This window comes from Streptomyces sp. JW3, assembly GCF_052216785.1.
Classification (GTDB): Bacteria; Actinomycetota; Actinomycetes; order Streptomycetales; family Streptomycetaceae; genus Streptomyces.
Genome location: NZ_JBQOUX010000066.1, coordinates 17741 through 43974 on the forward strand (window position 1 = coordinate 17741; position 26234 = coordinate 43974).

At 74.0% G+C, this 26234-nt stretch carries 28 protein-coding genes; 18 read left to right on the forward strand and 10 right to left on the reverse strand.

Annotated features, from left to right (window positions below):
- Positions 1-52 precede the first annotated feature (52 nt).
- Positions 53-1039 (forward strand): NAD-dependent epimerase/dehydratase family protein, encoded by a 987-nt coding sequence (locus ACTT8P_RS24600; RefSeq protein WP_442833903.1) that lies wholly within the window; start codon positions 53-55, stop codon positions 1037-1039.
- A gap of 12 nt (positions 1040-1051) precedes the next feature.
- On the opposite strand, the gene ACTT8P_RS24605 is transcribed toward ACTT8P_RS24600, so the two are convergent.
- Together ACTT8P_RS24605 and ACTT8P_RS24610 are read right to left on the reverse strand one after the other, a co-directional pair.
- Entirely contained in the window at positions 1052-2164 is a 1113-nt protein-coding gene (locus tag ACTT8P_RS24605) for a sensor histidine kinase (protein ID WP_442833904.1), read from the reverse strand.
- 2 nt (positions 2165-2166) lie between these two features.
- Positions 2167-2886, reverse strand: coding sequence for a response regulator transcription factor (locus tag ACTT8P_RS24610; RefSeq protein WP_442833905.1), 720 nt, complete (start codon positions 2884-2886; stop codon positions 2167-2169).
- Positions 2887-3053: 167 nt separating this feature from the next.
- Here ACTT8P_RS24610 and ACTT8P_RS24615 point away from each other — a divergent pair, with 167 nt between their 5' ends.
- Genes ACTT8P_RS24615 through ACTT8P_RS24625 form a run of 3 tightly spaced genes read left to right on the forward strand, consistent with a single transcriptional unit; the run spans position 3054 to position 5271 of the window.
- The gene (locus tag ACTT8P_RS24615) at positions 3054-3764 is read left to right on the forward strand and encodes a glycosyltransferase family 2 protein (RefSeq protein WP_442833906.1); all 711 of its coding nucleotides are present in this window, start codon (positions 3054-3056) and stop codon (positions 3762-3764) included.
- Positions 3761-4399, forward strand: coding sequence for a TIGR04282 family arsenosugar biosynthesis glycosyltransferase (locus ACTT8P_RS24620; protein ID WP_442833907.1), 639 nt, complete (start codon positions 3761-3763; stop codon positions 4397-4399). Before ACTT8P_RS24615 ends, ACTT8P_RS24620 begins: the two co-directional genes overlap by 4 nt.
- Positions 4396-5271 (forward strand): methyltransferase domain-containing protein, encoded by an 876-nt coding sequence (locus tag ACTT8P_RS24625; RefSeq protein ID WP_442833908.1) that lies wholly within the window; start codon positions 4396-4398, stop codon positions 5269-5271. The genes ACTT8P_RS24620 and ACTT8P_RS24625 overlap by 4 nt, the downstream gene beginning before the upstream one ends.
- A 316-nt stretch (positions 5272-5587) precedes the next feature.
- Here the strand turns inward: ACTT8P_RS24625 and ACTT8P_RS24630 are convergent, their stop codons facing one another.
- Positions 5588-6814, reverse strand: a complete 1227-nt coding sequence (locus ACTT8P_RS24630) for a molybdopterin-dependent oxidoreductase (protein WP_442833909.1) — start codon at positions 6812-6814, stop codon at positions 5588-5590.
- A 113-nt stretch (positions 6815-6927) separates the two neighbouring features.
- On the opposite strand from ACTT8P_RS24630, the gene ACTT8P_RS24635 reads away from it, so the two are divergent.
- The 4 genes from ACTT8P_RS24635 to ACTT8P_RS24650 all read left to right on the forward strand — a co-directional run bounded on the left by ACTT8P_RS24635 (position 6928) and on the right by ACTT8P_RS24650 (position 9891).
- Positions 6928-8241, forward strand: coding sequence for a hypothetical protein (locus ACTT8P_RS24635; protein WP_442833910.1), 1314 nt, complete (start codon positions 6928-6930; stop codon positions 8239-8241).
- Positions 8242-8331: 90 nt separating this feature from the next.
- On the forward strand, positions 8332-8988 hold the full coding sequence (locus tag ACTT8P_RS24640; RefSeq protein WP_442833911.1) for a DUF433 domain-containing protein: 657 nt from the start codon (positions 8332-8334) through the stop codon (positions 8986-8988).
- Positions 8978-9364, forward strand: coding sequence for a toxin-antitoxin system, toxin component, PIN family protein (locus ACTT8P_RS24645; protein WP_442833912.1), 387 nt, complete (start codon positions 8978-8980; stop codon positions 9362-9364). Before ACTT8P_RS24640 ends, ACTT8P_RS24645 begins: the two co-directional genes overlap by 11 nt.
- Before the next feature lie 176 nt (positions 9365-9540).
- Positions 9541-9891, forward strand: a complete 351-nt coding sequence (locus ACTT8P_RS24650) for a hypothetical protein (RefSeq protein WP_442833913.1) — start codon at positions 9541-9543, stop codon at positions 9889-9891.
- A 3-nt stretch (positions 9892-9894) separates the two neighbouring features.
- Here ACTT8P_RS24650 and ACTT8P_RS24655 read toward each other — a convergent pair whose 3' ends face one another.
- Both ACTT8P_RS24655 and ACTT8P_RS24660 read right to left on the reverse strand, forming a co-directional pair.
- Positions 9895-10074, reverse strand: a complete 180-nt coding sequence (locus tag ACTT8P_RS24655) for a DUF397 domain-containing protein (protein ID WP_442833914.1) — start codon at positions 10072-10074, stop codon at positions 9895-9897.
- Complete coding sequence (locus tag ACTT8P_RS24660; protein WP_442833915.1) at positions 10071-10904, reverse strand: helix-turn-helix domain-containing protein; 834 nt, start codon at positions 10902-10904, stop codon at positions 10071-10073. Before ACTT8P_RS24660 ends, ACTT8P_RS24655 begins: the two co-directional genes overlap by 4 nt.
- A 121-nt stretch (positions 10905-11025) precedes the next feature.
- Between ACTT8P_RS24660 and ACTT8P_RS24665 the strand changes: the two genes are divergently transcribed.
- On the forward strand, positions 11026-11454 hold the full coding sequence (locus ACTT8P_RS24665; RefSeq protein ID WP_442833916.1) for an ATP-binding protein: 429 nt from the start codon (positions 11026-11028) through the stop codon (positions 11452-11454).
- Here the strand turns inward: ACTT8P_RS24665 and ACTT8P_RS24670 are convergent.
- The 5 genes from ACTT8P_RS24670 to ACTT8P_RS24690 all read right to left on the reverse strand — a co-directional run bounded on the left by ACTT8P_RS24670 (position 11446) and on the right by ACTT8P_RS24690 (position 15210).
- Complete coding sequence (locus ACTT8P_RS24670) at positions 11446-11778, reverse strand: hypothetical protein (protein ID WP_442833917.1); 333 nt, start codon at positions 11776-11778, stop codon at positions 11446-11448. The genes ACTT8P_RS24665 and ACTT8P_RS24670 overlap by 9 nt on opposite strands.
- Entirely contained in the window at positions 11778-12191 is a 414-nt protein-coding gene (msrB, locus tag ACTT8P_RS24675; protein WP_442833918.1) for a peptide-methionine (R)-S-oxide reductase MsrB, read from the reverse strand. The genes ACTT8P_RS24670 and msrB overlap by 1 nt, the downstream gene beginning before the upstream one ends.
- Positions 12192-12216: 25 nt before the next feature.
- Complete coding sequence (gene murC, locus ACTT8P_RS24680) at positions 12217-13611, reverse strand: UDP-N-acetylmuramate--L-alanine ligase (RefSeq protein WP_442833919.1); 1395 nt, start codon at positions 13609-13611, stop codon at positions 12217-12219.
- A 149-nt stretch (positions 13612-13760) separates the two neighbouring features.
- Entirely contained in the window at positions 13761-14234 is a 474-nt protein-coding gene (locus tag ACTT8P_RS24685) for an indole-3-glycerol phosphate synthase (RefSeq protein ID WP_442833930.1), read from the reverse strand.
- 142 nt (positions 14235-14376) lie between these two features.
- Positions 14377-15210, reverse strand: coding sequence for a pyrimidine reductase family protein (locus tag ACTT8P_RS24690; RefSeq protein ID WP_442833920.1), 834 nt, complete (start codon positions 15208-15210; stop codon positions 14377-14379).
- A gap of 88 nt (positions 15211-15298) precedes the next feature.
- Between ACTT8P_RS24690 and zapE the strand changes: the two genes are divergently transcribed.
- The 9 genes from zapE to ACTT8P_RS24735 all read left to right on the forward strand — a co-directional run bounded on the left by zapE (position 15299) and on the right by ACTT8P_RS24735 (position 26013).
- Entirely contained in the window at positions 15299-16384 is a 1086-nt protein-coding gene (gene zapE / locus ACTT8P_RS24695) for a cell division protein ZapE (protein ID WP_442833931.1), read from the forward strand.
- A gap of 393 nt (positions 16385-16777) precedes the next feature.
- On the forward strand, positions 16778-17359 hold the full coding sequence (locus ACTT8P_RS24700) for a carbonic anhydrase (protein WP_442833921.1): 582 nt from the start codon (positions 16778-16780) through the stop codon (positions 17357-17359).
- A gap of 11 nt (positions 17360-17370) precedes the next feature.
- Entirely contained in the window at positions 17371-18906 is a 1536-nt protein-coding gene (locus tag ACTT8P_RS24705; protein WP_442833922.1) for a SulP family inorganic anion transporter, read from the forward strand.
- Between the two features lie 178 nt (positions 18907-19084).
- A complete protein-coding gene (locus tag ACTT8P_RS24710; RefSeq protein WP_442833923.1) occupies positions 19085-20485 on the forward strand; it encodes a PhoX family protein in 1401 nt (466 codons plus the stop codon).
- Positions 20486-20516: 31 nt separating this feature from the next.
- Complete coding sequence (locus ACTT8P_RS24715) at positions 20517-22040, forward strand: FAD-dependent oxidoreductase (protein ID WP_442833924.1); 1524 nt, start codon at positions 20517-20519, stop codon at positions 22038-22040.
- 83 nt (positions 22041-22123) lie between these two features.
- Positions 22124-22960: a polysaccharide deacetylase family protein gene (locus tag ACTT8P_RS24720; RefSeq protein ID WP_442833925.1), complete on the forward strand. Its 837-nt coding sequence runs from the start codon at positions 22124-22126 to the stop codon at positions 22958-22960.
- A gap of 57 nt (positions 22961-23017) precedes the next feature.
- The gene (locus ACTT8P_RS24725) at positions 23018-23734 is read left to right on the forward strand and encodes a peptidyl-tRNA hydrolase (protein ID WP_442833926.1); all 717 of its coding nucleotides are present in this window, start codon (positions 23018-23020) and stop codon (positions 23732-23734) included.
- Positions 23735-23843: 109 nt separating this feature from the next.
- A complete protein-coding gene (locus tag ACTT8P_RS24730) occupies positions 23844-25139 on the forward strand; it encodes a DUF692 domain-containing protein (protein WP_442833927.1) in 1296 nt (431 codons plus the stop codon).
- A gap of 94 nt (positions 25140-25233) precedes the next feature.
- Positions 25234-26013 carry a TIGR04222 domain-containing membrane protein gene (locus tag ACTT8P_RS24735; RefSeq protein WP_442833928.1) on the forward strand — a complete coding sequence of 260 codons (780 nt, stop codon included), beginning with the start codon at positions 25234-25236 and terminating at the stop codon, positions 26011-26013.
- The last annotated feature ends 221 nt before the right edge of the window (positions 26014-26234 follow it).

Sequence of the window (26234 nt, forward strand, 5' to 3'; positions counted from 1 at the left end):
CGGACCCGCCGCGCTCCCGCCGCCGGCCGGCCGGCGGTCCTAGCGTGTCCGTATGCGTGTACTGGTCACCGGCGGTGCCGGGTTCATCGGGTCCCATGTCGTCGAGGCGCTGCGGGCGCGCGGCCACGAGGCGGTGGTGTACGACCTGGCGGACGACCCCGCCGCGGACGTGCGGGACGCCGGGGCCGTGCGGCGGGCGCTGGGCGGCGTGGACGCCGTGTGCCACCAGGCGGCGATGGTGGGCCTGGGCACCGGCTTCGCCGACGCGCCGGACTACGTCTCGCACAACGACCTGGGCACGGCGGTGCTGCTGACCGCCATGGCCGGGGCGGGGGTGCGGCGGCTGGTGCTGGCCGGGTCGATGGTGGTGTACGGGGAAGGCCGGTACGCCTGCGCCCGGCACGGTGTGGTCCGGCCGGGGCCGCGGGCGGTGGCCGACCTCGCGGCGGGGCGGTTCGAGCCGCCCTGTCCGGTGTGCGGCGCCGCCCTCGTACCGGAGCTGGTCGGCGAGGAAGCCCCGGTGGACCCCCGCAACGTGTACGCGACGACCAAGCTGGCCCAGGAGCACCTGGCGGCGGCCTGGGCCCGCGCGACCGGCGGCAGCGCGGTGTCCTTGCGGTACCACAACGTGTACGGCCCCCGGATGCCCCGGGACACCCCGTACGCGGGCGTCGCCTCCTTCTTCCGTTCCGCGCTCGCCCGCGGCGAAGCGCCGCGCGTGTACGAGGACGGCGGACAGCGGCGGGACTTCGTGCACGTGCGGGACGTGGCCGCGGCCAACGCGGCGGCGCTGGAGGGGGACTCCCCCGAGGGCGCGCTGACCGTCTACAACACCGGCAGCGGTGAGCCGCGCACGGTCGGCGAGCTGGCCCGCGCCCTCGCCGCGGCGTGCGGCGGGCCCGAACCGGTGGTGACCGGTGAGTACCGGCTCGGGGACGTCCGGCACGTCACCGCCGACTCCGCCCGGCTGCGGGCGGCGCTGGGCTGGAAGCCGGCGGTCGGCTTCCAGGAGGGGATGCGGGAGTTCGCCCGGTCCTGAGCTCTGCGCGGCTCAGGCCGGAGCGTGCGGCAGGATCACCTCGAAGCGGCAGCCGCCGGAGACGTTGCGCACGGTGGTACGGCCCCGGTGGGCCTCGACGATGCCGCGCACGATGGCCAGCCCCAGTCCCGCGCCGGCCGGCGGGGTACGGGCGTGGCTGCCGCGCCAGCCGGTGTCGAAGACGCGCGGCAGGTCCTCCTCGGGGATGCCGCCGCAGCCGTCGGTCACCGTCAGCAGTACTCCGTCGGGCAGGCGTTCGGCGGCGACGGCCACCGTGCCGTCGGCCGGGGTCCGGCGGATCGCGTTGACCAGCAGATTGCCCAGCACCCGGCTCATCTCCCGGCCGTCCACCTCCACCGGCACCGCCACCACCTCGTCCCCGACCAGCCGGACGCCGAGTTCCCGCGCCAGCGGGTCCGCGCCCGCGAGGGCGTCGCCGACCAGGTCGTACAGCGACATCCGGGTCGGGGACAGGCTCAGCGTGCCGGCGTGGATGCGGGACAGTTCGAACAGGTCGCCCACCATGCCGTTGAGGCGTTCCACCTCGGTGCGGATCTGCCGCAGATAGCGGTCGGGGTCGGCGGCGACGCCGTCCTCCAGCGCCTCCGCCATGGCCCGCAGTCCGGCCAGCGGGGTGCGCAGGTCGTGCGAGATCCAGGCGACCAGTTCACGCCGGGAGGACTCCAGGGCGCGTTCGCGGTCCCGGGAGCGGGCCAGTTTCTCGCTGGTGGCCTCCAACTCGCGGCTGAGAGCGGCGAGTTCGGCGGTGGCCGGGCCGGCCGGCGCGGCGAAGTCGCCGCCGTCCCCGAAGGACCGGGCGGCCAGCGTCAGCGCCCGGCTGCGGGCCACCACCCAGCGGCCCAGCAGCAGCGCGGTGGCCAGGGAGACGACGGCGGCCATCGCGGCCACCGTGGTGACCACCGACAGGTCGTGCGCGGACAGGAACATCGCCTGGGCGACGGCGAGGGTGCCGGCCAGCATCGCGGTGACGGCGACGGCGGCGACCACCGCGAGATGCGCGGTCAGCGAGCGGCGCCGGATCAGCATCAGGACACCGGCGCCGAGCAGTCCGGCCGCGGCGGCGCCGGCGAAGGCGTACAGGGCGATGAGCATCATGTCGCGCACGGTCAGTCCTCCTGCGGGGCGGGTTCGAAGCGGTAGCCGACGCCCCACACCGTCTGGATGAGCAGCGGCCGGGCCGGGTCGTCCTCGACCTTGCCGCGCAGCCGGCGGACATGGACGGTGACGGTGGACAGGTCGCCGAAGTCCCAGCCCCACACCTCGCGCATCAGCTCCTCGCGGGTGAAGGCCCGGCCGGGGTGGTGCAGGAAGAAGGCGAGCAGGTCGAACTCGCGGATGGTGAGGGCGAGTTCGGCGCCGTCCTTGGTGGCGCGGCGGGCGGCCGGGTCGAGCCGCAGCCCGGCCGCCCGCAGCACCTCCGTACGCGGCGCGGAGGGCTGGGCGCGGCGCAGCACGGAGCCGACGCGCAGCACCAGTTCGCGGGGGCTGAACGGCTTGGTGACGTAGTCGTCGGCGCCGACCTCCAGGCCGAGGACGCGGTCCTCCTCGTCGCCGCGCGCGGTCAGCATGATCACCGGGACCGGGCCCTGCCCGCGCAGCCGGCGGCACACCTCCAGGCCGTCCATGCCGGGCAGCATCAGGTCGAGGACGACCAGGTCGGGCCGGTGCCCGGCGGCTCGGGCCAGCGCGTCGGGGCCGTCGCCGGCCCGGTCCACGACGTACCCGGCCCGGTCCAGGTACCCGGAGACGACCTCGGCGACGGTGGGGTCGTCGTCGACCACCAGGACCCTGGGTCCGGCCGGCGGGCCCGGCTGCTGCTGTTCCATGCCGTCAGCCTCGCACCACGGGCGCGGAGCCGTCGCCGCCGGGCGCCGGACGTCCGTGTTTCGTAAGGAGCCGATGACCGTTTCACCCGTTTCGCGTTCGTAGGGTGAGAGGGGTGACGACCTCATTCCCCGCACTTCCCGACCCGCCCCCCGTGCCCTCGCCCGCCGTGCCCTCTCCCGCTGTGCCCCCGCCCGCCGTGGACCTCGTACTGCCCTGTCTCGACGAGGCCGAGGCGCTCCCCCGGGTGCTGGCCCGGGTCCCGGCCGGCTGGCGCGCCCTCGTGGTGGACAACGGCTCCACCGACGGCTCGGCCCGGATCGCCCGGGAGCTGGGCGCGACGGTGCTGCGCGAGGAGCGGCGCGGCTTCGGCGCCGCCTGCCACGCCGGGCTGACCGCCGCCACCGCCGACATCGTGTGCTTCTGCGACTGCGACGCCTCCCTCGACCCGGCCGACCTGGTGCCGTTCGTCGCCGAGGTCCGGGCCGGTGCGGCCGATCTGGTGCTCGGGCGGCGCCGCCCGGCGGGCCGGGGTGCCTGGCCGGCCCACGCGCGGGCCGGCAACCTCGCGCTCGCCCGGCTGCTGCGCCGCCGCACCGGCCTGCGGCTGCACGACCTCGGGCCGCTGCGCGCCGCCCGCCGCGCCGACCTGCTCGCGCTGGAGCTGACCGACCGGCGCAGCGGTTACCCGTTGCAGATGGTGGTGCGCGCCGCCGACGCGGGCTGGCGGGTGACCGAGCACGACGTGCCGTACCTGCCGCGGGCCGGCACCTCCAAGGTGACCGGCACCTGGCGCGGCACCTGGCAGGCGGTACGGGACATGCGGCGCGTCCTGGCCGAGACCCCGCACGGGGCCCGGCGGGAAGAGGCGGCGCGATGACCGCCCCGGCCGGAGAGGGCGGCGCGACGACCACCCTCCTCGTCATCGCCAAGGAGCCCCGGCCGGGGCGGGTGAAGACCCGGCTGACGCCGCCGTTCACGCCCGCCGAGGCCGCCGCTCTCGCCGAGGCGGCCCTCGCGGACACCCTGGACGCCGTGGCCCAGGCCCCGGCCCGGCGCCGGGTGCTGGTCCTGGACGGCGTCCCCGGCCCCTGGCTGCCGCCCGGCTTCGACGTCGTACCGCAGTGCGCGGGCGGCCTCGACGAACGGCTGGCCGCCGCCTTCGCCGGGTGCGCGGGGCCGGCCCTGCTCATCGGCATGGACACCCCGCAGATCACCCCGGAGCTGCTCACCGTGGACTTCGCCGACTGCGACGCGTGGTTCGGCCCGGCGGTGGACGGCGGCTTCTGGGCGCTGGGGCTGGCCGACCCGGACCCGGCGCTGCTGCGCGGGGTGCCGATGTCGACGCCGCACACCGGCGCCGCCCAGCGGGCCCGGCTCGCGGGACTGCGGGTACGGGACCTGCCGCCGCTGCGTGACGTGGACACCGCCGCCGACGCCCGCCTGGTCGCCGCCGAGGCACCCGGCGGCCGGTTCGCGGCCCGGCTGGCGCGGATCGCGGCGGTGCGCGGATGACCGCCCCGTACGAGGTCCGCCCGGACGACGGCGTACGGCCGGCGGCCGGACAGCCCGAACAGGCCGGACAGCCCGAACCGGGCGGCCTGGTCGGACACGTCGGGCGGCAGAGCGACCGGCCCGCCGCCGTCGACGACCGGACCTGGTCCGCCGACCCCTACGCCCGCGCCCTGCGGGCCGGGCACGGCCCGCTGTTCCTGCGCCGCGCCGACGGCTGGCTGCTGCCGCTGGAGGTGGAGCGCTGGTGCGCCGAGGCCGACGCGGCGGACCTGGAGGTACTGCGGCGCTGCGAGGGCGCGGTGCTGGACGTCGGCTGCGGTCCGGGCCGGCTGGTGGCGGCCCTGTCCGCCCAGGGCCGCCGGGCCCTCGGTATCGATGTGAGCGGCGCCGCGGTGGCCCGCACGGTCCGCGGCGGCGGGCGGGCGCTGCGCCGCGACGTCTTCGGCCCGCTGCCCGGCGAGGGCCGCTGGGGCACCGTCCTGCTGCTCGACGGCAACGTCGGCATCGGCGGCGACCCGGCCGCCCTGCTGGCCCGGACATCCCGGCTGCTGGCCCCCGGCGGTCTGCTGATCGCCGAGACGGTCCCGCACCCGGACGTCGACGAACGGGTGCGGGTCCGGGTGACCGACGCGCGCGGCGCGGCCGGCCGGCCGTTCCCGTGGGCCCGGCTGGGCACGCCGGCCCTGCTGCGGTACGCGGACCGCGCCGACTGGCGCGCCGAGGGTCAGTGGCCGGCCGGCGGCCGGACCTTCGTCGCCCTGCGCAGCCGCCGTACCAGCAGCAGAAGCGCCGAGCCGCCGAACAGTACGGCGGTGACGAGCAGCCAGCGGGCCGCGAAGCCGGCCGCGGACAGCCCGGTCGCCCGCTCGTAGCGCTCCGCCACCGTCCCGGCGATCATCGGGAACCACACCAGGAGCAGCAGCCCGGACAGCGCGGCGGGCACCCGGACGTACCCGGCCAGGTCCCGGTGCCGGCCCGCCGCCCGGAGCAGGGCGCGGTCGGCCGCCGCGTACAGCGGCAGCAGCACCAGGTCGTGCACGAGCGCGGCGCCCGCGAACCACAGCAGGACGCCGAGCCAGTCCCCCGCGAGCAGCCGCACGCCCGCGTACCCGGCCAGGGCGAAGGAACAGGCGAGGAGCAGGATCGGCAGCGGACGGCCGAGGGGGACGAGGCGGAGGAAGGTGCGCATCACAGGTCTCCGAACGTCATCCGGGCCACCCACTTGGTGTTCAGCACCCCGGGCGCGGCGGGCACGATGATCCGGGCCGGGTAGCCGTGGTCGGCGGACAGGGTCGCACCGCCCACGGTCAGGGCGAGCAGCGAGCGGGGGTCGGCGACCTGGTTGGCGCGCAGTGCGGCCCGCCGGAAGGCGCCGTGCCGTTGCAGCGACTCCACCAGGACGTCGGGCGGATCGTCGTATCCGACGAGGGCCGCGAGGTCGCGCAGCCGGACCCCGCGCCACTGCTGGTCGGAGGTCGACCAGCCCTCGACGCAGGCGATCGGCAGCGCGGCGCGGTGCTGGGTCATCGCCAGCAGTTCGGCGCGGCTGAGCCGCACCGTCCGGCCGGTGCGTCCGACGACGACCAGCCGCCACGCCTCCGCGCCGGTCTCCCGGGCGTCAATCCCGGCGTAGGCGGCGGTCTTGTTGATCTGGAAGCCGTTCGGCCCGCTGCCGGGTTCGGCTCCGCCGTGCGGCGCGAGCAGGGCGGTGCGCCGCAGCGGGCCGTCGAAGCCGCGCCCGAACGTGGTCAGGAACAGCAGCAGCGAGGCCCCGCCGACCAGTCCGAGGGCACCGCGCCGGGAGACGGTGGGCGCGGCGGGCCGTACCGGTACGAGATCGGACGCCGTCTCCTCACGCATCCGGCGCAGATTGCGCAGCGCGGTCGGCGTCTTGAGGGCGGCGTGGGCGAGGAACGCGGCGAAGAACACCCAGGCGCCGTAGAAGTGCAGGGGGTAGAAGGAGCCGGGGAAGACGTAGTCGAGCTGGACGTTGAGGATGCCGGTGGTGAACTCGAACAGCGCGCCGCCGACCAGGAGCAGCAGGGAGAGCCGCTCCAGGGCATGGCCGAGCGACCGGGCCGGCGGCAGGGTGAACAGCCGGGGCACCACCGACCAGAGCTTGGCCAGCAGCACCGGGACGAGGGTGATGCCGAGGGTGACGTGGACGCCCTGGGTGAGCCGGTACAGCCAGTGCGGGCCGGTCGGCCAGGCGAACAGGTAGAAGCCGAGCAGGCCCTTGTCCGGGGTCTTGTCGTTGACCGGCGAAAGACCCGGGTTGTAGGCCGCGTAGGACAGCAGGCCGGTCCCGAACAGCAGGGTGATCCCGCCGAGCAGCAGCACGCCGAGCACCGCGGTGAACCGGGGACCGCGCAGCGGGCTGCGCCAGAACGCGGGAGAGAAGGGAGTCCGTGGCATGCCCCGACGGTAAGCACCGCGACCGCCCCGGAGGGCTCCGCCAACCATGACGAAACGCTGACGTCCGCGCCCGCCGGCGCCCCGCCGGCCGGTCCCCGGCCTAGCGTTCCACCGTGAACCGCGCCCTCCTCCGTGACCTGTCCGCCGTCGCCGCCGCGGCGCTGCTCGTGGTGGCCGCCGTGCTGGTCGGCACCGCCGTCCAGCGCCGGGACGGCACCCTGCACGTGAGCTGGCCGCCGCTGCTGGCGCAGTGGGACCCGCACGTGGGCCCCGGCACCCCGGCGGCGCTCGCCGTCGCGGTCGTCGTCGTGGCGTACGGTCCCGCCGCGGCGGCCCGGCTGCGCTGGCGCCCGCTGCTGCTGACGGCCTGGGCGGCGACGCTGGCCTGGACCTGGTCGCTGGCCCTGGTCGACGGCTGGCACCGGGGCATCGCCGAGCAGCTCACCACCCGCAACGAGTACCTCCAGGTCATCGACCGCTTCCCGGACATCCACGCCGCCCTGCGCGACTTCACCGGCCACATCCTGATCGACGCGCCGGACAACTGGCCCGCGCACGTCGCCGGGCACCCCCCGGCGGCCACCCTCACCTTCGTGCTGCTGGACCGGATCGGACTGGGCGGCGGAGGCTGGGCCGGCGCCTGGTGCATCACCGTCGGCACCACAGCGGTGGTCGCGGTGCTGATCGCCGTACGCGCCCTGGCCGACGAGTCGCTCGCCCGCCGGGCCGCGCCGTTCCTCGTCCTGGCCCCGGCGGCCGTCTGGGTCGGCACCTCGGCCGACGGCTACTTCGCGGCGGTCGCCGCGTGGGCCGTGGCGCTGCTCGCCCTGGCCGTGACGGGCCGCCGGCTCGTGCCGACCGCCGTCGCCTCGGGCCTGCTGTTCGGCCTCACGGTCTACCTGTCCTACGGCCTGACCCTGTTCGCCCTGATCGCCGCCGCCGTCCTGCTGCTGGGCCGTCGCCGACTGCGGCCCCTCCTCCTCGCCCTGGCCGGATTTCTCGTCGTCCCGGCACTGTTCACGGTCGCGGGCTTCGACTGGTGGGAGGCGTACCGGCTGCTGGTCACCCGCTACTACCAGGGCGCGGGCGGCGACCGGCCCTACGGCTACTGGGTGTGGGCCAACCTGGCCTGCACGGTACTGATCGTGGGCCCGGCGACGGTGGCGGGCCTACGCCGGTGCGCCCGCCACCCGGCCCGCCCGTTCGGCCCCGAATCCCGGCTGGCGCTGCTGACCGGCGCCGCCCTGCTCGCCCTGCTGGTCGCCGACCTGTCCGGCATGAGCAAGGCGGAGACGGAACGGATCTGGCTGCCGTTCGCGGTGTGGCTGCTGCCGGCCTGCGCGTTCCTGACGGGGCGCCGGGGGTGGCTGGCGGCCCAGGCAGCGCTGGCCCTACTGCTGAACCACCTGTTGCTGACCGGCTGGTGACCGGCGTCGGCGCGGGTGCGATCGGCTTCAGGATGGCAACCTGAGTATGGAAGCATGCGGTGTTCCGGACCAGGACGGAGGAAGCCGGTTGTGATCGACCGATTCAAGGACGGGCTGCTTACACCGTCGGAGACGTCCTCGTACCTGCAGATCCCGCAGTCGACCCTGCACGGCTGGCTCAAGGGCGAAGCCGCGGGCGCACCTCTGGTCCACCGGGTGGAGCCGGCGCGTCCTGGGCAGCCGTCCGTGCCTTTCGTCGCGGTGGCGGAGGCGTACGTGTTGCGGTCACTGCGTGGGCTCGGACTGCGGATGAGGGAGATCCGCGAAGCGGCCGAGGCGGTACGCGCCGCCTTCGGCACACCGTACGGGCTGGTGTCCAAGCGGATCGCGACCGACGGGGTGGACATCTTCATCGAACACGGCTTGGGCGACCTGCGTCGCGCGCGGGACGGACAGGCACCCATTCGCGAGGTCGTCGAGGAATACCTGCGCTACCTGTCCTGGGAAGCGGGCGACGAATTCCCGTGCAGCCTGCGGCTGCGGCAGTACGGGCAGACGGCACCTGTCGTCATCGATCCGCGGTTCGGGCACGGCCTACCCGTCGTCGAGGCCAACCGGGTGCCGGTGAAAGCCCTGACGGACCTTTGGGAGGCCGGGGAGTCCGTCGAGGACATCGCCTACGAGTACGAGATGGAACCGGACCAGGTGGACGCGCTGTGCCGGGCCGTGGTGCGCCTTGCCGCCTGAGTTCTTCCTCGACCGCGACCTCGGCCGCCGGGTGGCCGAGGAGCTACGGGCGCGCGGTTGGCGGGTCCACCGCATCGGCGATGTGTACCCGCTCGACGCTCAGGACATCGCCGACGACGTCTGGATCAGACACGGCCTCGACCAGGGCTGGGTCCCGCTCTCGAAAGATGGCCGCATCAAGACCCGGGACAACGAGATCCAGCCCGTGTACGACTGCGCGGCAGTCCTCTTCTACCTCGACAACCAGCAGCTCCGCAGCCTGGAGATGGTCGAGCGCCTGCACGCCCACCGCGACCGCATCCACAAGGCCACCGCGGAAGGCGGCCCGGCGGCCTATGCCGTACGTGCCGACCGCATCGACCGCACCTGGCCCTGACGACCACGCCCGTCGCTGCCCGCCACCCGGTAGCCTGAACCACCACCCCACGCCCCGCCTGAGCGCCCCCACCGGCATGCTGCTGCACCCCGGCGTGCCGCTCTCAGCGGCTCCGCCTCCCGTCCCCGACACCGCACAGGCAGCCGCATATGGAACCCCGCAACTACCGCATGGTCGTGTCGACGACTCAGGACTTCGTCAACGCCTCCGCCGCAGGTTCCGCCGGTGGCGACTTCCGTCACTGGTGCGACAACCTGCCGGACGACTGCGAGAACCCGTTCCCCTCCGGGAAGGTCAAGATGAAGGAGTCCGAGACGGTCGACAACAACGCGGAATGGCGCCGTCAGCGCACGTTCCCGGTACCGAAGGCGGTCGACCGCAGAGAGAAACTGTTCATGCAGGCGCACCTGCGCATAGGCGGCGGCAACACGGTGTCGCCCCGGTTGTACTTCCACGACGACGGTCCGGGCACGGGCTTCGTGTACGTGGGCTACATCGGCCCGCACCCGGACAACACCCAGACCTGAGCGTCAGCGCCCGGCGGCGAACCGTATGAACGCGGACCACTCCGGGGTGCCGAAGGCCAGTTGGGCACGGGCGGGCGCCTTGGAGTCACGGACGTGAACGGCGGCGGGGGTGGCGGCGATCTCCAGGCAAGCCCCGCCCTCGTTGCCGCTGTAGCTGCTCCTGAACCAGGTGAGGTCGCTCATTGTTCTCCCAGCATGTTCTTGATCAGAGCGAGGGACTCCCGCATGGTAAGCGCCTGCGCCCTGAGGCTTCCGTACCGTGCGGCCAGAATACGTACTTCCTCAGGGTCAGTTGACAAGCGTGCCGACCCCTGTACCTCGGCGTACCCCACCTGCGGTTTCCCTTTGGGCGTCAACAGGATGAACGACCCGCCCATACCCGCGTGTTCGCTGCGGTCGGTCGGCATCACCTGTAGCTCCACGTTGCGCAAGCCAGCCAAGTGCGACAGGTGATCCAACTGCTCCTTGTGAACTTCCGCCCCGCCGAGCGGCCGTCGCAGCACGGACTCGTCGATGACCGAGGTGATCATGGGCGGCGGCCACGGCGTGAGAATCTCCTGCCGCGCCAATCGTGACGTCACCCGCTGCTCGATCGTCTCCTCGCCGAGCAGTGGTTTGCGCATCTCGTACAGCGCCCGAATCCGTCGCTCGGTCTGGAACAGCCCGGGGATGTCATGGCAGCTGTAGTCGTTGATCTCGACGGCCTCCCGCTCCATCCGCGCGTAGTCCCTGAACCACGCCGGATGCCGGACCCGGGCCTTCGCCTTGGCCTTCTCGATGTCCTCGATGACCGCTTTCAACAGCCCGCCCGCGTTCAGCAGTTCGTCCGCCGCCCGCAGGAACTCCGCCTGCGGCACCCGCCTGCCCCGCTCGATCGAGGAGACGAGATCCTCGCCGTATCCGAGCCGGTCCCCCAGCTCCTTCTGAGTCAGCCCGGCCCGCTCGCGCAGCAGTTTCACCTGCTTGCCGATGGCCCGCATGAAGTCGCCACTCAGCTCACCCTCGTCGGACATCTCCGCACCCCTCACCGCACGACCGACGCCCGGTACCGCACACGCTGCGTACCGGTACGCGAACCCTCCGTACCGAAGGAATTCCTGGTCAGGGTAGAGCGGGGCGGCCACGCTGGGTGAGGTGAAGTCGCAGATCTCCACCCGGAAATTCACCCAGCTCCTCAGCGCCACGCCCCGGGGCGCCCGGCTCGCCCGGCTGCTGGCCACGCAGCAGCTCGACGAGTGGGGCTGGCCGCCCTCCAGCCCGGTCAGCGAGGACGCCGCCCTGGTCGTCGCCGAGCTGGCCGCCAACGCGGTGACACACGCCCGTGTGGGCGGCCGCTGCTTCCGGCTGTCCCTCGCGGTCGACGCCTCGGGGACGCTTCGGATCGAGGTGGCGGACCCGCGCGGCGACCGCGAGCTCCCGCCGCACACGACCGACCCCGGCCCCGCGGCCGAGTCGGGCCGGGGCCTGCTCCTGGTGACGGCACTGGCCGACGACTGGGGCACGGCCCCGTACCCGCCGTCCGGCAAGACGGTGTGGGCCTGTCTCACCTCCCGGTCAGGCTGACCAGGGCACCCGGCACACATGCGGCTCCACCTCCGCCGGACAGAGCGCCGCGGGCACCGCTTTGCGGACCGCCCGCCACACCCGTAGAGAGCACGTCAGGCGGACGCGCAGCTCCACCGCCCGCCGGTGCGCGGGGTCCGTGCCCGGGTGCTCCCGGGCCCATTGGTCGGCCAGGTAGTCGTAGTCCCCGGAAGCGGGGACCACGGTGCGCCCTGCGATCCGGGCGGCGCGGGCAGTCACGGCGTTCTCGACGACGCGGCCCGCCCACGCCAGATCCCTGGCGTCTCCGTAGAGGCCGAGGACCAGGGACCGGGTCCGGGGCATCAGCCGGCGTTCTCCTGCGGCTCCAGCCGCAGCGAAACCGAGTTGATGCAGTACCGCTGGTCGGTCGGGGTCGGGTAGCCCTCGCCCGCGAAGACGTGGCCGAGGTGCGAGCCGCAGCGGGCGCAGCGGACCTCCGTGCGGACCATGCCGTGGGAGTGGTCCTCGATCAGTTCGACCGCGTCGGAGTCCTTCGGGTCGTAGAAGGACGGCCAGCCGCAGTGCGACTCGAACTTGGTGGTCGAGGTGAACAGCTCCGCCCCGCAGGCCCGGCAGGAGTAGACGCCGGTGGTCTTGGTGTCGGTGTACTCACCGGTGAAGGCCGGCTCCGTGGCGGCCTGCCGCAGGACGGCGTACTCGGCCGGGGACAGCTCCGCGCGCCACTGCTCGTCCGGCTTCTCGACGTCGTACGCCATGAGTGCTCAGCTCCCCTACTAGCTTCTACTGCTTCTGAAGACGGTCCAGGATCAGCGGGCCGAGGTCCGTGACGTCGCCCGCGCCCATGGTGAGAACGAGATCACCGGGCCGTGCCATTCCCGCGACCGCCTCCGGCACCTCGGCGGCTTCGTGCAGCGGGGTGACGTCGGCGCCGGCCGCGCGGGCCGCCTCGATGATCAGGTCGCTGGTGACGCCGGGGATCGGGTCCTCGCGGGCCGGGTAGATGTCGAGGACGACCGAGGCGTCGGCGAGCGCGAGGGCCTGGCCCATCTCCTTGGCCAGTTCCTGGGTACGGGAGAACAGGTGCGGCTGGAAGACCACGTGGATCCGGGCCTCGCCGGCCGCCGCGCGCATCGCCTCCAGGTCGGCGGTCATCTCGGTGGGGTGGTGCGCGTAGGAGTCGATCACCTGGACGCCGGCCGCCTCGCCCTTGAGCTGGAGCCGCCGCTTGACGCCGGTGTAGGCGGCGAGCGCGGGAGCCAGGTCGGCGGCCGGGACGCCGAGGGCGGCGCCCGCGGCCAGGGCGGCCACCGCGTTGGAGGCGTAGTGGCGGCCGGGGACGGAGACCGTGAAGGTCAGCTCCGTGCCGTCCGGCAGCGCGACGGCGACCTCGCTCTTCAGGCCCTGGGGGACGACGGAGCGGATGCGGACGTCGGCGTCGGCGGCCTCGCCGTACGTCACCGTGCGGACCGTGCCGGCCAGGCGGCGGGTCAGTTCCCGCGCGCCCTCGTGGTCGGCGGAGATCACCAGCGTGCCGCCGGGCACGATCCGCCCCGCGAAGGTCTCGAAGGACTCGTAGATCTCGTCCATCGAGGCGTAGTTGGCGTGGTGGTCGAGTTCGACGTTGAGGACGATCGCGACCTCGGGGGCGTACTTGTGGAAGCTGCGGTCCGACTCGTCGGCCTCGGCGACGAAGATCTCGCCGGTGCCGTGCAGCGCGTTGGAGCCGGGCGCGTCCAGGTCGCCGCCGATGGCGTACGAGGGGTTCAGGCCCAGCTCGGCCAGGGAGACGGCCAGCATGGAGGTGGTGGTGGTCTTGCCGTGGGTGCCGGCCACCGCGAGCGGGCGGGCGCCGTCCATCAGGGCGGCCAGCGCGTCGGAGCGGTGCACGACCGGGACGCCCAGTTCGGCGGCGCGGGCCAGCTCCGGGTTGTCGGCGCGGATCGCGGAGGAGACGACGACGCAGCTCGCGTCGTCGGCGAGGTGCTCCGCCGCGTGTCCGACGTGCACCGTCGCGCCCAGCGCGCGCAGCGCCCGCGCGGTCGCGGAGTCCTTCGCGTCGCTGCCGGCCACCTTCGCCCCGCGCTGCGCGAGGATCTTGGCGATCCCCGACATTCCGGCACCGCCGATGCCGATGAAATGCGGTCGGTCCATGGCGGTGGGGAGGCCGGGTGCCATGTGTGTCTCCCTGTGCGTGCTGATCTGTGCGTGCTGACCTGTGCGTGCTGACCTGTGCGTGCTGGCCTGTGCGAGGCAGTCGGTACGTGTCTGCGGCGGTCAGCCTATGCGGTGCCCGGCGCGGTCGCCGACCCGAGTGCGGCCGTGGCTCACTCCTTGCTGTGCGAGAACAGCTTCAGCACCGGGACGCCGACCTTGTGCCGGGCCCGGGAGGCCCAGTCCCGGTGGAAGAACTCCTCCACGTAGTGCGGGTCGGTCAGCACGATCACCTCGTCCGCGCCGACCTCCTCCACCAGGCCCTTGAGCGAGTCCAGCGGGTGGTCGTCGATCAGCCGGCCCACCGCCTCGTCGCCGGAGGCGCGCAGTGCGGTGAGGGAGACCTCCAGGGCCCGCTGTCCGGTGGTCAGCGCCTCCTCGCCCTCGGGGGTCTCCCCTTCTCTGACGGCCTCGTCCAGTTCGCCGAGCGCCACGTCGTCGATGGCGCGCAGCAGGCGGTCCGCCTGGTCGCCGCGCGGCTGGAGCAGCACGTGGAAGGAGACCCTCTCGTCCCCGTGCAAGGTGGTGACGAACTCCACGTCGGCGGACGTCAGGGCCTTCTCGATCATCAAAACGCTGGTGAACACCGGGCGCCTCTTCTCCATCGGCCTGTCAGCTCCATCGGCTCTGCGGAAACCATCCTGCCCCGTGATCGCACGGGTACTGCCGGATTCAGTGTGCCCGTCGCGAGCTAAGCGGAACGGGAGATTCCAGGTATTGCCACCCGGCTTACACCCTCCGGTAGCTACCGAAGAGGAAACCTTCCTGCTCCAGCAGCGAAGCCAGCTCGAACCGGTGCGGCACCGCCAGCGACGGACCGGTGGCGATCCGCTGCGCGCCGCCCGCCGTCAGCGTCGGCGAGACGGTCAGGCACAGCTCGTCCAGCACTCCGGCCGCGACGAACTGGCCGAGCAGCCGCGGCCCGCCCTCGGTCAGCAGCCGGCGGTGACCGAGGGCGGCCAGGGCGGCCACCGCGCGTACCGGGTCCACGCCGGGGCCGTCCCCGGCGACCACCACCCGGGCGCCGGCCCGCTCGGCGGCGGCGACTCGGTCGGCGGGCGCGCCCGCCCCGGTCAGGATCAGCGTGGGGACCAGCGGCGAGGTGAACAGCGGCAGCGAGAAGTCCAGCGCGAGCGCGGCGCTGACCACCGCGACGGCCGGCACCGGCCCCTGCCCGGCGGCCCGCCGCGCCTCCTCGAGGCCCGCCCGCGCGCGTGCGGGGCGGTAGCCCTCCTGGCGTACCGTCTCGGCGCCGACGACGACCACGTCGGCGAGCGCCCGCAGGGTGCCGAAGATCCGCATGTCGGCGGCGCTGGAGATGGGCTGGGAGCGGCCGTCGTGCTGGGCGGCCCCGTCCAGCGAGGAGACCATGTTGGCCCGCAGCCACACGTCCGGTCCGCCGTCGCCGCCGAGACCGTCCGGATAGGCGTACGCGGCGGCCAGCTCCGTCAGGCTCCACTCCCGGTCGGCCCCCTCGGGCCCCCGGGGCGCTGCTGTCCGGTCGGTCTCCTCGGGAACCCCGGGCGCTGCTGTCTGGTCGATCACAGGGAACAGGCGTCGCATGCCGTGCAGTGTTCCACGGCATCTAACATGATGAACCGTGTCGTCCTCCTCCCCGGCCTCCGGCCGCGCCGCCGCCGGATCCGCGCACATAGCGGGCCCCGCGGGTACCGCCCCGCGCTCCCCCGTCTCGCTGTGCGCCCGTGCGCCGCAGGTCCCCGCCGACCGGCTGGTGGCCGAGATGGTGCCGCCGCCGCGGTTCGACTCGGTCCGCTTCGACACGTACGTACCGGACCCGAACCAGCCCAGCCAGCGCGAGGCCGTACGGGTCCTGGAGGGGTTCGCGGCCGGGCTGGGCGCGGCGCCGGCGGCCGGCGGCCGACGCGGCTTGTTCGGGTTCGGCCGCGCCAAGGCGCCGAAGACCGCCGCCGGACCCCGCGGGGTCTACCTGGACGGCGGCTACGGCGTCGGCAAGACCCACCTGCTGGCCTCCCTGTGGCACGCCACCGACGCCGAGCCGGCCCGGAAGGCGTTCGGCACCTTCGTGGAGCTGACCAACCTGGTCGGCGCCCTCGGCTTCCAGCAGACCGTGCGGACCCTGTCCGGGCATCGGCTGCTGTGCATCGACGAGTTCGAACTGGACGACCCGGGCGACACCGTCCTGGTCTCCAGTCTGCTGGCCCGGCTGGTGGAGGCGGGCGTGGCGCTGGCCGCCACCTCCAACACGCTGCCCGGCAAGCTCGGCGAGGGCCGGTTCGCGGCGGCCGACTTCCTGCGCGAGATCCAGGGCCTGTCGGCCCACTTCCGGGCGCTGCGCATCGACGGCGAGGACTACCGCCACCGGGGTCTGCCGAAGGCCCCGGCGCCCTACTCCGACGAGCAGGTCACACGGGCCGCGCGGGCCACCGAGGGCGCCTCCCTGGACGCCTTCCCGGACCTGCTGGACCACCTTGCCCGGGTGCACCCCAGCCGCTACGGCGCGCTGACCGACGGCCTCGCGGCCGTGTGCCTGACCGGGGTGCGTCCGGTGCCGGACCAGTCGACGGCGCTCAGGCTGGTGGTGCTCGCGGACCGGCTGTACGACCGGGAGGTGCCGGTGCTCGCCTCCGGGCTGCCGTTCGACCAGTTGTTCAGCGCGGACATGCTGAACGGCGGCTATCGCAAGAAGTACTTCCGGGCGATCTCCCGGCTGACCGCGCTGGCCCGCGACGCGGCACACCTGGCCGACGCCCGCTGAGGACCGCGCACCACGCCCGGCACCCCCTGGTCAAGGGGGTCTTCACGCCACCTGGCCACTCTTTTCAGGCTCTCTTCACACCCGAAACGCCGAGTTAACCCTGCAAACGACTTTGCCGGGCTAAGGTCTTTCTTGACCAGCCTTTGACCAAGTGTTGGTCAGCGTAAAGCGATTCGAGACCGACGGAGGGAGGCGCGTGTCCCGAGGTACGACGGCCGGCACCCCGGCCCACCCCGCGCACTCGCCCCGACCGCCCTCCGCCCATTCGCCCCGAGCGCTTCCTTCGCAACCGCACATACGAGCAGTGAAGCCGTGGCCAAAGCAAGGTCACCTCTGTCACCTGACCTGACCGTCCGACGCGCCCCCACCGCGCGCCAGGAGGAAAACACCCTCATGCAGCCCCTCATCGACCACGCCCGCACGTTCGGACAGCGCCCTGAGGAGTTCGCCAGGTTCGCCGCGGGCCAGTCCCCCGACGTCCTGTTCATCACCTGCTCCGACTCGCGGGTCGTACCCGCCCTGATCACGGGCGCCCGGCCCGGCCAGCTCTTCGAGCTGCGCACCGCGGGCAACGTCGTCCCGCCGTACACCGCCGAGCGTCCCACCGGCGAGGCTGCCACCATCGAGTACGCCGTACAGGTGCTCGGCGTCGACGACATCGTGGTCTGCGGCCACTCGCACTGCGGCGCCGTCGGCGCGATGGTCCGCGGCGACGACCTGACCGCCGTACCCGCCGTCCGCGACTGGCTCCGCTACGGCGCCGACCGGCCGGAGTGCGCCGACCCGGCCGACCCGGCGGTCGCCGAACCGGTGCAGAACCACGTCCTGGCCCAACTGCTGCGGCTGCGCTCCTACCCCTGTGTCGAACGGGGCCTGACGGAGGGCCGGCTGCGGCTGCACGGCTGGTACTACGAGGTGCACACCGGCACCGTGCGCGCGCACCGCGCGGACACCGACACCTTCGACGTCCTGTGAGCGGCGGCGCCATGTCCCGAATATCCCTGGCCAAGTACCCCTTCCTGCGGCAGGACTTCGCGGCCTCCCTGGTCGTCTTCCTGGTGGCCCTGCCGCTGTGCGTGGGGGTCGCCGTCGCCTCCGGCGTACCGGCCGAACTCGGCCTGATCACCGGCATCGTGGGCGGCATCGTGGCCGGCCTGCTGCCCGGCAGCAGCCTCCAGGTGTCCGGCCCCGCGGCCGGCCTGACCGTCCTGGTCTACGAGGCCGTCGACAGCTACGGGCTGCCCGCGCTCGGCGTGATCGTGCTGGCGGCCGGGCTGCTCCAGCTCGCGATGGGCGCCCTGAAGCTGGGGCGCTGGTTCCGGGCCATCTCGCTCTCGGTGGTCGAGGGCATGCTGGCCGGTATCGGACTGGTCATCATCGCCGGACAGCTGTACGCGGCGGCCGGTCTGGACGCCCCCGCCTCCGGGCTCGGCAAGATCGCCGGGCTGCCGGGGGCGGCGGCCGACGCGTTCGGCTCCACCGAGGCGCTGGTCTCGCTGGCGGTCGGCGCGGGCACCGTCGCGGTGCTGGTCGGCTGGCAGAAGCTGCCGCGGCGGGTGCGGACCGTGCCGGGCGCGCTGGCCGCGGTGGTGCTGGCCACGCTCGCCGTCCTCGCCTTCTCGCTGCCGGTCGCCACCGTCGAGGTCAACGGCCTGTTCGACTCCATCCAGCCGCCCGGCGCCGACGCCTTCGGCGAACTGGCGAGCGTCGGCATCATCGGCACGATCATCGCCTTCACCCTGATCGCCTCCGCCGAGAGCCTGTTCAGCGCCGCCGCGGTGGACCGGCTGCACGACGGTCCGCGCACCCAGTACAACAAGGAACTGATGGCGCAGGGCGCGGGCAACGCGGTCTGCGGAGTGCTCGGCGCGCTGCCGATGACCGCGGTCATCGTGCGCAGCTCGGCCAACGTCCACGCGGGCGCGCGGACCAAGGCGTCCCGGGTCCTGCACGGCGTATGGCTGCTGCTGTTCGCGGCGCTGCTGCCGGCCGCGCTGGCCTACATCCCGCTGCCCGCGCTGGCCGGCATCCTGGTGCACGCCGGCTGGAAGCTGATCCCGTTCCGGGGGATCACCGCGCTGTGGCGGGCGCACCGGGGCGAGGCGCTGATCCTGATCGTCACGGCCGGGTCGATCGTCGCCGTCAACATGTTCGAGGGCGTGCTGATCGGGCTGGCCCTGTCGGTGGTCAAGACCGCCTGGGAGGCCTCGCACCTGAAGACGGAGATCGTCGACAAGGGCGCCGGTCCGATCCAGGTGTACCTGTCGGGCAACGCCACCTTCCTGCGGCTGCCGAAGATCCTCGACAGCCTGGAGGCGCTGCCCGCGGACCGGCCCATCGAGCTGGACCTGTCCGGGCTGCACCACCTGGACCACGCCTGCCGCACCGCCCTGGAGAACTGGGCCGAGCGGCACAGCGCCACCGGCACCGATCCGGTGAAGGTGACGGAGCGGGCGCCGGAGAAGACGCCGGAGCAGACGCCGGAGAAGGCGAGCGAAAAGGTGACGGAACGGGCGGGATGACGCCCGACTGAGACGTCCGGGCACCCCACGCGCCCCCGTGGGGTGTCCGGACCCCGCACGTGCGCCGCGTGTGGTTCCCCGGTCTGACCCGTGCGCCGCGTGTGGTTCCCGGGTCTGCGGCGAGATGATAAACACAGCGGGGTCACAGTCCTGTCCGCCAGCAGGAAGGTTTCCCCCCATGTCCGTGTCCCCGCGTCCGGCACCCCGCCCGGCGTCCCGCCGTGAAGTCCTCGCCCGCTCCGGTGCCCTGGGAGCGGGCATCGTGTTCACCGGCGCCCTGACCGAACTCTTCGCCGGCACCGCCACCGCCCGGCCCCTGGGGCACACCGGGTACGGCTCGCTCGTCCCCGACCCCGACGGGCTGCTGGACCTGCCCGCCGGCTTCCGCTACCGGGTGCTGTCCCGGGAGGGCGACCCGCTGCGCTCCGGCGAGGGCCCGGTCCCCTCCAATCACGACGGCATGTCCGCCTTCCCGGCCGGCCGCGGCCGCGGCGCCGTCCATCTGGTCCGCAACCACGAGAACCGCGCCGACGGCCGGGTCCCGGTCCCCACCGTCGAGGGCCTGACCTACGACCCGGCCGGCAAGGGCGGCTGTACCGCGCTGACCCTGGACTCCCGCAACCGGGTGCTGTCCGAACGGGTCGCCATCGCCGGTACGGCGGTCAACTGCGCGGGCGGGCCCACCCCCTGGCACACCTGGCTGACCTGCGAGGAGACCGAGGACCGGGCCGGCACCAACGGGTACGCCAAGGACCACGGCTTCATCTTCGAGGTCGACCCGGCCGACCCGCACCGCACCGGCGCGGTCCCGCTGACCGCGATGGGCCGCTTCCAGCACGAGGCGATCGCCGTCGATCCGCGTCGGGGCGTGGTCTACGAGACCGAGGACGCCTTCGAGAAGCCGTTCGGCCTCTTCTACCGCTTCCTGCCCGACAAGCCGCTCGGCGGCACCGGCTCGCTGCGCGCGGGCGGCCGGCTCCAGGCGATGCGGGTGCCCGGCGTCCCCGACCTGTCCACGATCCAGCAGACCGGCGCCGCCTTCGACGGCATCGAGTGGGCCGACGTCCCCGACCCGCTGGCCGCCGAAACCCCCGTCCGCTTCCAGGACTTCGGCCCCGGCGGCATCACCCACGCGCAGAAACTGGAGGGCTGCTACTGGGGCGGGCGCAGCGTGTACTTCGTGTCGTCCTTCGCCCGCAGCGCGGACGGCTCGGCGGCCGACCACTACGGCCAGATCTGGCGCTACGACCCCGAGCGGCGCCGGCTCACCCTGGTGATCGTCTTCGGCCCGGACACCGACGTGCGGCTGCCCGGCGAGTCGCCGGACAACATCTGCCTGGCGCCCAGCGGCGGCCTGATGGTCTGCGAGGACGGCAACGGCGCCCAGCACGTCTTCGGGGTGACCCGGAAGGGCGAGGTGTACCCGATGGCCCGCGGCCGACAAAACATCGGCACGGCCGACGACCCCGAGTGGGGCGAGTTCGCGGGCGTCACCTTCTCCCCCGACGGGGACACCATGTACGTCAACTGCTACACCCCGGGGACGACGTTCGCGGTGACGGGCCCCTGGCAGGGGTGACGGCGGCAGCACTCGGGGTACCCGGGCCCGTATGACGGAGAACGCGCAGGTCAGCGGCTCGTACTGGCTCGACACGGCACCGGGTGCGCCCCACCCCGCCCTCACCGAGGACCTGGAGGTCGACGTCGCCGTGATCGGCGGCGGCGTCGCGGGGCTGAGCACGGCGTACGAGCTGGCGCGGGCCGGGCGGAGCGTGGCGGTGCTGGAGGCCGGGCGGATCGCCGCGAGCGTCACCGGCCGCACCACCGCCAAGCTCACCGCCCAGCACACCCTGGTCTACGACAAGCTGCGCCGCACCCGGGGCCCCGAGGGCGCCCGGTGGTACGCCCGTTCGCAGACCGAGGCGATCGCACGCGCCGCCGCGCTGGTGGACGAACTCGGCATCGACTGCGACTGGGAGCCCAGGAGCGCGTACACCTACGTCCGCGACGCGGGCCGGGTGGCGGAGCTGCGGGCCGAGGCGGCGGCGGCGAAGGAGGCGGGGCTGCCGGCCGAGTTCGTGACGGAGACCGGGCTGCCGTTCCCGGTGGCGGGGGCGGTGCGGGTCTCCGGGGGCGCCCAGTTCCACCCGCGCAAGTACCTGCTGGCCCTCGCCGCCGACCTGGTGGCGCGCGGCGGCCGGATCTTCGAGAACACCGTCGTGCACGGCCTGGACGAGGGCGCGCCCTGCCGGGTGTCGACAGGGACCGGCGCGACGGTGCGGGCCCGGGACGTGGTCGTGGCCACCCATTACCCGATCTTCGACCGGGCGCTGCTGTTCACCCGGCTCTCCCCGCGCCGCGAACTGGTCGTGGCCGGTCCGGTGGACGCCGGCCAGGACATCGACGGCATGTACATCACACCGGACGAGGGCACCCGCTCGGTGCGCACCGCCCCACTCGGCGAACCGGGAAAGCGGCTGCTGATCGCCACCGGGGAGCACTTCACCCCCGGCACCGGCGACACCCGGGAGCGCTTCGAGCGCCTGTCCGACTGGGCCCGCGACCACTTCCCCGGCGTCGAGCTGACCTACTCCTGGGCCACCCAGGACATCGACCCCACCGACACCGTGCCGATGGTGGGCCCGCTGCACCCGGGCGCCCACCACACCTACGTCGCCACCGGCTTCGGCGGCTGGGGGCTGAGCGGCGGCATGATGGCGGGCCTGCTGCTCACCGCGCAGCTCACCGGCGCGGGCAGCGAGTGGAGCGAGCTGTACGACCCGCGCCGGCTGCGCACCCAGGTACGGGAGGCGCCGCAGTTGCTGAAGACGCAGGCCGAGGTGGCGAAGCACTTCGTCGGCGACCGGCTCAAGCCGGCCCCGCCGGTGGACACCGTGCCGCCCGGCGAGGGCGCGGTGGTCCGCACGGCGGGCGGCGACCGGGTCGCCGTCTACCGCGACGAGGCCGGCGTGCTGCACGGCGTCTCCCCGCGCTGCACCCACCTGGGCTGTCTGGTCGGCTTCAACGCGGCCGAACGCGCCTGGGAGTGCCCCTGCCACGGCTCCCGCTTCGACACCGACGGCAAGGTCATCGAGGGCCCGGCGACCAAGCCGCTGGAGCGGCGGGAGATCTGAGCGTCCGGCCGGGCGGGTGACCGCGCGGCCGGGTCACCAACCAACACAATATAACCAGACAAAACCACCCATACATTCGTACGATGATCACTCTCGTACGACGTACGGCCCTGGCTGCCCTCCTCGGCGCCGCCCTGACCGCCTGCGGCACCGCCGAGGCCCCGCAGCGCCCGGCCGCCTCCGCCGCTCCCTCCGCGAAGCCGTCCGTGCCGACCCTCGCGCCCGGCCCCGCCGGCCTCACCCCGGTCTTCGAGCACGGCCCGCGCACCGCCGGGCGGACCGTGGCGCTCACCTTCGACGCCGACATGACCGCCGACCAGGGGCCCCGGGCGGCGGCGGGCGAACGCTTCGACAACCCGTCGCTGATCTCGGCGCTGCGGGAGCTGAAGGTGCCGGCGACGGTGTTCATGACCGGCCGGTGGGCCGAGGAGTACCCCGACCAGGCCCGCGCCCTCGGCCGCGACCGGCTCTTCGAGGTCGCCAACCACTCCTACAGCCACTACGCCTTCACCGAGGACTGCTATGACCTGCCGACCGTGGACCGGGAGCGGATGCGGGCGGACGTGGAGCGCGCCTACGCGGCGTTCCGCACGGCGGGAGTGAAAGACCCGATGCCGTACTTCCGTTTCCCCGGCGGCTGCCATGATCCGGCCGCCCTGAAGGAGCTGGCGGCGGCCGGTGTGACCGCCGTGCAGTGGGACGTGGTGAGCGGCGACGCCTTCGCGACGGACACGGACGCGGTGGCCCGGCAGGTGCTGGACGGGGTCCGGCCGGGCTCGGTGGTGGTCCTGCACTGCACCCGCAGCGCCGCCCCGGTCACCGAGGCGGCGGTCCGGGCGGTCGTCCCGGAACTGCGGCGGCAGGGCTACCGCTTCGTGAAGGTGTCGGAACTGATCGGGAGCGCGAGCGGCCGGACCTGACGGCGGGCGCGGCGGACGGCCCGCCCGGGCCGGGCGCGGGCTTGGCAGACTGGGCTCATGACCACTGAGCCCACCCCGGTGACCGACAGCCCCTTCCGCGCCGAACCCGGCGGCCGCGACCTCGCCCCGCAGTTCGTGCTGCCGCTGGTGGTGCGGATCGAGCGGGCGGCGCCGCCGGCCCGTACCGACGCGCTGGAGACCGCCGCCCGGGCGGTGCTGGTGCTGCTCGCCGACGAGCGGTCGACGGGCCAGGGGGAATGGGCCGAGGCGGTGCGGGACTGGCAGGACGCCCGGATCCGCAAGGTGGTGCGGCGGGCGCGCGGCGCCGAGTGGCGGCGGGCCGAGGCGCTGGACGGCATCACGGTGACCGGGAAAACGGCCGAGGTACGGGTCTTCCCGCCGGTCCCGCTGGACGGCTGGCCCAAGGAACTGGCCAGGCTCCAGGTCTCCGGCACCGACCTGGACGACCCCGAGCCGCCCGCCGGCGCCGACCGGTCCGGACCGGTGCTGTGGATGAGTCCCGAGGTCGGCATGTCGGCCGGCAAGGCGATGGCGCAGGCCGGGCACGGCGCCCAGCTCGCCTGGTGGGAGCTGACCGGCGAGCAGCGCGCCGCCTGGCGCGCCGCGGGCTTCCCGCTCGCGGTGCGCACCGCCGACCCGGCCGACTGGGCCCGCCTGACCGGCAGCGGGCTGCCGGTGGTCCGGGACGCCGGGTTCACGGAGATCGCGCCGGGCTCGTGCACGGTGGTGGCGGATCACCCCGCGCTGCGGTGACGCCGCTGCCGGAACCTCAAATCTTCCTCTGAACGCGACCGGCCGACGGTTCGGCACCACCCCCGGCGGCGATATCACCGGCAGGTGCGAAGGAGAGGGGGTGCAGGCCATGTATCGACTGGGAACCGGTATCGGATGGCGCCCGGAGATCGCGGACGCCGTCGAGGCGATGCCCGGCATCGACTGGGTCGAGGTCGTGGCCGAGAACGTCTGTCCCGGTCATCTCCCCGAGTCCCTGCTGCGGCTGCGCGAGCGCGGGGTCACGGTCGTGCCGCACGGCGTCTCCCTCGGTCTCGGCGACGCCGAGCGGCCCGACCCGGCCCGGCTGGCGGCGCTGGCCGCGCGGGCCGAGGCGCTCGGGTCGCCGCTGGTCACCGAGCACATCGCGTTCGTCCGGGCGGGCGGCCCGCTGACCGCCACGCCGCGCCTGGAGGCGGGGCACCTGCTGCCGGTGCCCCGCACCCGCGACGCCCTCGCCGTGCTGTGCGAAAACGTCCGCGTCGCCCAGGACGCGCTGCCCGTGCCGCTCGCCGTGGAGAACATCGCCGCGCTGTTCTCCTGGCCGGAAGAGGAAATGACGGAGGGTCAGTTCCTGTACGAGCTGGCCGACCGGACCGGCGTACGGCTGCTGATCGACGTGGCCAACCTGCACACCAACCACGTCAACCGGGGCGAGGACCCGGCCGCGGCGCTCGCCGAACTCCCGCTGGAGGCCCTCGCCTACGTCCATGTCGCGGGCGGCTTCGAACGCGACGGCGTCTGGCACGACAGCCACGCCCACCCCGTCACCCAGCCGGTGCTGGACGTGTTGAGCGACCTCGCGGCCCGCGTCGCGCCGCCGGGCGTGCTGCTGGAGCGGGACGAGGACTTCCCCGCGCCGGCCGAGCTGGCGGGGGAACTGGCCGCGATCCGGGCGGCGGTGGAGAGGGGGCGGGGGCCGGCACGTACCGAGGTCGCGCGAGGCAGGCGTGCGGTAGCGGCTGCCGGCGCGGCCACCCGGCGGCGGCTCGCGCTCGCCCAGACCGACCTGCTGTCGGCGCTGGTCGCCGGGGCGCCGGCGCCCGAGGGGTTCGACCGGCCCCGGCTGGAGGTGCAGGCGCGGGCGCTGGCCGGGAAGCGGGCCGACGTGGTGGCGAAGGTCGCGCCCGAACTGCCGCGGATCCTGGGCGCGGCGTACCGGCCGGCCTTCCTCGGGTACGCCCGGGGCCGGCCGATGACGGGCGGCTACCGGCGCGACGCCCTGGACTTCGCCGCGCACCTGGTGCGCACCGGGTCGCCGCAGGACGCCCGGGTGCGGCGGGAGGTACGGGAATGGTGGCGGGAGCGGTCCGGACCGGTGCCCCGCTCACGACGCCCGACGGTGCGACTGGCGCGAGCCACGCGACGGATGATGCTGGGGCGCTGAACCGACCCGAACGGAACGTCACATACCGGCAACACTGGGTCCGGATGCTGAACAGGGCGTGGCGAAGGGCCTGCCTTTGGCATAGAAAAACGGCATGTTCTGGGTCCTTCTTCTGCTGTCGGCCTGGGCCGTCGCCGGTACGGCGTGCACCCGGCTGTGTCTGGCCGCCGCGCGCGCCGCGAACGGCACCGCGGACTTCGGCCGCGGACGGGAACTCGACCTCTACGAGGCCGCGTTCCTGTCCGGCGGCCCCGCGCGGGTCGCCGACCTGACGATGGTGTCCATGGCCCGGCAGCGCCGGCTGCTGCTCGCGCACACCGGCTGGGCGACCGTCGTCGACCCGCGCGGGCAGGACGAGATGGAGCGGTCCGTGATCGGGGCGATAGGACCCGGCGGCCAGTCCCGCATCGCCCCGGTACGGGTGTCGGCCGCCTCGACGGAGGCGGTACGGGGGCTGGCCGACCGGCTGGTCAGCGCGGGTCTGGCGGTGCCGGACGGGGTACGCACGGTGGCCGCCGCCGTACGGCAGGTGCGGCTCGCCGCGCTGGGGGTGTGCGCGCTGGGGGTGGCGGCGCTGGCGCTGCCCGCCGCCGACGACGTGCCGCGCTATCTGATCGCCCTGTGGTTCGCGCTGCCGCTCGCCCTGGCGCTGAGCTGCCTGGCCATAGCCCGCATCGAGGTCCACCCCTACTCGGCATGGGCGTCACCGGCGGGGCAGCGGCTGCTCGGCGCGTTCGCCCGGCGGGCGGGCCGGCCCGGGGACGCGCCCGCCGACCTGTCCTCCGTCGCCGTCCGGGGCGTCCGGGCCCTCGGCGACGCGGACTTGCGTGCGGCCTTCGCACACCGCGAGGAGTACGGCGGCCTCCGGGACTGACCCGCCGGGGGCGCGCGGCAGCACTCGGCGCCGACACCCGCCGGGGTGCTTGCCTTCCCGAGCCACCGAACGAAACATCCCTTTTGTTGCACATCGTGCAGCGACACCGTGCAGCGAAGGGATACGCGATGAGAGCCGCCGCCGTCTACTCGGCCGCCGGGTCCTTGTTCCTGGCCGTCCTCACCGCCGCCCCGGCCGGCGGCTCGCCCGAGCCGCCGGCC

What these genes read in the sequence shown, in the direction of transcription:
- ACTT8P_RS24710 (WP_442833923.1), top strand. Translation starts at nt 19,085, where the DNA reads ATGTCCGTGTCCCCGCGTCCGGCACCCCGCCCGGCGTCCCGCCGTGAA.
- ACTT8P_RS24690 (WP_442833920.1), bottom strand. Translation starts at nt 15,210, where the DNA reads ATGCGACGCCTGTTCCCTGTGATCGACCAGACAGCAGCGCCCGGGGTT.
- murC (WP_442833919.1), bottom strand. Translation starts at nt 13,611, where the DNA reads ATGGCACCCGGCCTCCCCACCGCCATGGACCGACCGCATTTCATCGGC.
- ACTT8P_RS24735 (WP_442833928.1), top strand. Translation starts at nt 25,234, where the DNA reads ATGTTCTGGGTCCTTCTTCTGCTGTCGGCCTGGGCCGTCGCCGGTACG.
- ACTT8P_RS24725 (WP_442833926.1), top strand. Translation starts at nt 23,018, where the DNA reads ATGACCACTGAGCCCACCCCGGTGACCGACAGCCCCTTCCGCGCCGAA.
- ACTT8P_RS24600 (WP_442833903.1), top strand. Translation starts at nt 53, where the DNA reads ATGCGTGTACTGGTCACCGGCGGTGCCGGGTTCATCGGGTCCCATGTC.
- ACTT8P_RS24610 (WP_442833905.1), bottom strand. Translation starts at nt 2,886, where the DNA reads ATGGAACAGCAGCAGCCGGGCCCGCCGGCCGGACCCAGGGTCCTGGTG.
- ACTT8P_RS24730 (WP_442833927.1), top strand. Translation starts at nt 23,844, where the DNA reads ATGTATCGACTGGGAACCGGTATCGGATGGCGCCCGGAGATCGCGGAC.
- ACTT8P_RS24660 (WP_442833915.1), bottom strand. Translation starts at nt 10,904, where the DNA reads ATGTCCGACGAGGGTGAGCTGAGTGGCGACTTCATGCGGGCCATCGGC.
- msrB (WP_442833918.1), bottom strand. Translation starts at nt 12,191, where the DNA reads ATGGCGTACGACGTCGAGAAGCCGGACGAGCAGTGGCGCGCGGAGCTG.
- ACTT8P_RS24715 (WP_442833924.1), top strand. Translation starts at nt 20,517, where the DNA reads ATGACGGAGAACGCGCAGGTCAGCGGCTCGTACTGGCTCGACACGGCA.
- ACTT8P_RS24705 (WP_442833922.1), top strand. Translation starts at nt 17,371, where the DNA reads ATGTCCCGAATATCCCTGGCCAAGTACCCCTTCCTGCGGCAGGACTTC.
- ACTT8P_RS24655 (WP_442833914.1), bottom strand. Translation starts at nt 10,074, where the DNA reads ATGAGCGACCTCACCTGGTTCAGGAGCAGCTACAGCGGCAACGAGGGC.
- ACTT8P_RS24620 (WP_442833907.1), top strand. Translation starts at nt 3,761, where the DNA reads ATGACCGCCCCGGCCGGAGAGGGCGGCGCGACGACCACCCTCCTCGTC.
- ACTT8P_RS24625 (WP_442833908.1), top strand. Translation starts at nt 4,396, where the DNA reads ATGACCGCCCCGTACGAGGTCCGCCCGGACGACGGCGTACGGCCGGCG.
- ACTT8P_RS24630 (WP_442833909.1), bottom strand. Translation starts at nt 6,814, where the DNA reads ATGCCACGGACTCCCTTCTCTCCCGCGTTCTGGCGCAGCCCGCTGCGC.
- ACTT8P_RS24720 (WP_442833925.1), top strand. Translation starts at nt 22,124, where the DNA reads ATGATCACTCTCGTACGACGTACGGCCCTGGCTGCCCTCCTCGGCGCC.
- ACTT8P_RS24670 (WP_442833917.1), bottom strand. Translation starts at nt 11,778, where the DNA reads ATGCCCCGGACCCGGTCCCTGGTCCTCGGCCTCTACGGAGACGCCAGG.
- ACTT8P_RS24700 (WP_442833921.1), top strand. Translation starts at nt 16,778, where the DNA reads ATGCAGCCCCTCATCGACCACGCCCGCACGTTCGGACAGCGCCCTGAG.